Origin of the sequence: Cellulomonas septica (assembly GCF_012396155.1) — a bacterium.
In the GTDB taxonomy this organism is placed as follows: Bacteria; Actinomycetota; Actinomycetes; order Actinomycetales; family Cellulomonadaceae; genus Cellulomonas; species Cellulomonas septica.
Genome location: NZ_JAAXOY010000409.1, coordinates 1 through 3,257, shown reverse-complemented (window position 1 = coordinate 3,257; position 3,257 = coordinate 1). Strand labels below are relative to the sequence as shown.

Here is a 3,257-nt window from a genome sequence, read left to right as displayed (position 1 = left end):
CACCCTCCTGCCGGGCGGCCCCGCGGCCGCGGCGTCACCCGCCGACCGGCTGAGCGCGCGCGAGCGTCAGGTGCTGCGCCTCGTGGCGCAGGGCATGGCGAACAAGCAGGTCGCCCGCGCGCTCGGCATCTCGGAGCGCACGGTCAAGGTCCACGTCGGCAACGTCTTCCGCCAGATCGGCGTCGGCGACCGCACGAGCGCCGCCCTCTGGGCCCGCGAGCACCTGCCCGACTGACCCGGCCTGCTCGCCGTCAGGAGCCCGTTGTCAGCGCCCGCACCGCGTCGATCGTGTCGGCCCCCGCGGCTGGCTTGTCGTCGCGGTAGCGCAGCACGCGCGCGAAGCGCAGCGCCACGCCGCCCGGGTAGCGTGTCGAGCGCTGGACGCCGTCGAACGCGATCTCGACGACCTGCTCGGGGCGGACGGTCACGGTCCAGCCGTCGTCGGCCACCTCGAGCTCGCGGAAGCGCTGCGTCTGCCAGGCGAGCGTCTCGTCGGTCATGCCCTTGAACGTCTTGCCGAGCATGACGAACCCGCCGTGCCCGTCGCGCGCCCCGAGGTGGATGTTCGACAGCAGGCCCTGCCGCCGCCCGGACCCGCGCTCGACCGCGAGGACGACGAGGTCGAGGGTGTGCCGCGGCTTGACCTTGACCCACGCGGCCCCGCGCCGCCCGGCCTCGTAGGGCGCCTGCGCGGCCTTGACGACGACGCCCTCCTGCCCGGCGGCGACGACGGATGCGAACCAGTCCTGCGCGGCGGCGGCGTCCGTGGTGACGAGCCGGGGGACACCGGTGGCGCCGAGCGCGTCGAGCGCGGCGACGGCGGTGACGAGCTTGGCGGTCGACGCGGGCGTGCGCCCCTGGTCGGGCAGGTGCGACGCGAGGACCTCGCCGGTGAGCTGGTCGGCGACGACCACGCCGACGGACGGGCCCAGCCTCGGGTCGGCGACGAGCCCGTCGACGAGACCCTGCACGCCGGTCGCGCCGGGGACGGGCGCCTGGTCGTCGAGCGGACCGAGCACGGCGGCGGGGTCGCCGGGGTCGACCGCGCCGGGGGCGGTCGGGAAGGGTGCGGCGGGCGCGGGCGACGGCTCGAGCGTGACCAGGCCGGGCGCGACGTCGTAGGCGTCCGCGGTGCCGTACGCCGCACCCGCGAGCACGACGACGAGCACGGCGGTGCCGACGACCCGTCCTGCTGTGGCCATGATCACCCTGTCTCTACCGGGGGCGGGGCGGGACCCCCGCGCGCCGGTGCGTCAGACTACTGTCCGAGACAAGGGCGCCCCCGACACCCCGGCGCGCCGTTCACGACGACCGACGAGTCGCCGGGTCCGCCGGCCCCATCGAGGCTGGGCGCGGACGTGGTGCTAAGGAGTGCTGTGGAGTTCGACGTCACGATCGAGATCCCCAAGGGGCAGCGCAACAAGTACGAGGTGGACCACGCGACGGGCCGCATCCGGCTCGACCGCATGCTCTTCACCTCGACCCGGTACCCCGACGACTACGGCTTCATCGAGGGCACCCTCGGTGAGGACGGCGACCCGCTGGACGCGCTCGTCCTGCTCGAGGAGCCGACCTTCCCGGGCTGCCTGATCCGGTGCCGCGCGCTGGGCATGTTCCGCATGCGCGACGAGGCCGGCGGCGACGACAAGGTCCTGTGCGTCCCGACGGGCGACCAGCGCGCCGCGTGGCGCCAGGACATCGACGACGTCTCCGACTTCCACCGGCTCGAGATCCAGCACTTCTTCGAGGTCTACAAGGACCTCGAGCCCGGCAAGTCCGTCGAGGGTGCGCACTGGGTCGGCCGGGCCGACGCGGAGGCCGAGATCGAGCGGTCGCGTCAGCGCGCGATCGACGCCGGGTACAACCACCACTGAGCCACGACCAGCACTGAGCGACGACCAGCGCTGAGCGACGACCAGCACTGAGCGACGGCCCGCACTGACCGACGCCCCCGCGCTGAGCCGTGACCCGGCCGCGCCACCGTGCGGCCGGGACGGACGACGACGGCCCGCCACCCTCGACGCGAGGGGGCGGGCCGTCGTGCTGCCGGGGCCGGGCGGTCGTCCGACCGCCGACCGGCGGGGTCGTCAGGGACGACCCGCGTAGGGCATGGTGCCCGCCCAGCGCATCGCGACGAGGCGCACGGGCTTGTTGAACGTCGGGGCCTCGATGATCTGGCCGTTGCCCGCCCAGATCGCGACGTGGTGGATCGCGTCGGGGTTGTTGGGGTCCGTCGACCAGAAGACGAGGTCGCCCGGGCGCAGCTGGTCGTACGAGATCTTGAGGACCTGCTTGTACTGGTCGCGCGACGTGCGGTTGAGGCTGACGCCACCCGCGCTGCGCCAGGACGTGCCGGTCAGGCCCGAGCAGTCGTAGCCCTCCGGACCGACGCCGCCCCAGATGTAGGGCTTGCCGAGCTGGGTCCGCGCCCACTCCACGGCGGCCGCTCCCCCGCCCGCCGAGCCGCGCGAGCGCCCCGTGCCGAGCCCGTACTGCCCGCCCGTCGCCGGGGGTGTCGTGGGCTGCGCGGTCGAGCCGCCGCCCGTCGAACCACCACCGGTCGAGCCGCCGCCGGTCGAGCCACCGCCCGTGGAGCCCCCGGTCGAGCCGCCGCCCGTCGAGCCGCCGTTCGACCCACCCGTCGACCCGCTGTTCGAGCCACCGGTGGAGCCGCCGGTCGACCCGCCGGCGGAACCTGTCGAGCCGCCGGTCGAGCCCGTCGACCCGGACGACCCGCCCGACGCGGGCGGGGCGACCACGGGCGGACGCAGCGCCGCCTGGCGCGCGGCCTCGTCGGCGCGTGCGCGCCGGTCGGCCTCGAGGGCGTCCTGCCGGGCCCGCTCGACCTCGGCGCTGGTCTGCCGGGCGGCCGCGAGGGCGGAGATGAGCTGGTCGCGCTCGGCGGCGCCCGCGGCGAGCGCGGCGTCGCTGTCCTGCTGCGTCTTCTGCGCGGTGGCGAGTGCGGCGGAGGCGTCCTGCTCGGCGGCCTTCGCGTCGTCCTCGGCCGTCCTCGCGCGGTCGGCGAGGACGCTCGCGACGAGCTGGGCGGCCCGGAACTCCTGCACGGCCTCGTCAGCCTTGCCGGTCATCTGCTCGAGCGCGGTCGAGCGGCGCGCGACGTCGCGGAAGCCGTCGGCGGACAGCACGGCCTGCAGGGCCTCGACGTTCCCGCCGGACCGGGCGGCCTCGCGGGCCATCGCGACGAGGGTGCGGCGCGCGTCCTCGGCGCGGGCGTCGGCGAGATCGGAAGAGCGTCG

4 protein-coding genes are annotated in these 3,257 nt (G+C 75.6%); 2 read left to right on the top strand and 2 right to left on the bottom strand.

All coding sequences use genetic code 11. The features are described from left to right. The coding region (locus HGA02_RS14090) for a helix-turn-helix domain-containing protein (RefSeq protein WP_210728587.1) at positions 1 to 235 on the top strand (235 nt) is incomplete at its 5' end. A 16-nt stretch (positions 236 to 251) separates the two neighbouring features. Here the strand turns inward: HGA02_RS14090 and HGA02_RS21055 are convergent. Further along, entirely contained in the window at positions 252 to 1,202 is a 951-nt protein-coding gene (locus HGA02_RS21055; protein WP_168679567.1) for an ATP dependent DNA ligase, read from the bottom strand. A 174-nt stretch (positions 1,203 to 1,376) separates the two neighbouring features. Here HGA02_RS21055 and HGA02_RS14080 point away from each other — a divergent pair, with 174 nt between their 5' ends. Further along, positions 1,377 to 1,874 carry an inorganic diphosphatase gene (locus HGA02_RS14080; protein ID WP_168679565.1) on the top strand — a complete coding sequence of 166 codons (498 nt, stop codon included), beginning with the start codon at positions 1,377 to 1,379 and terminating at the stop codon, positions 1,872 to 1,874. A 213-nt stretch (positions 1,875 to 2,087) separates the two neighbouring features. Here HGA02_RS14080 and HGA02_RS21485 read toward each other — a convergent pair. Further along, positions 2,088 to 3,257 (bottom strand): C40 family peptidase (locus tag HGA02_RS21485; protein ID WP_168679563.1); only part of this gene is annotated, 1,170 nt, incomplete at its 5' end.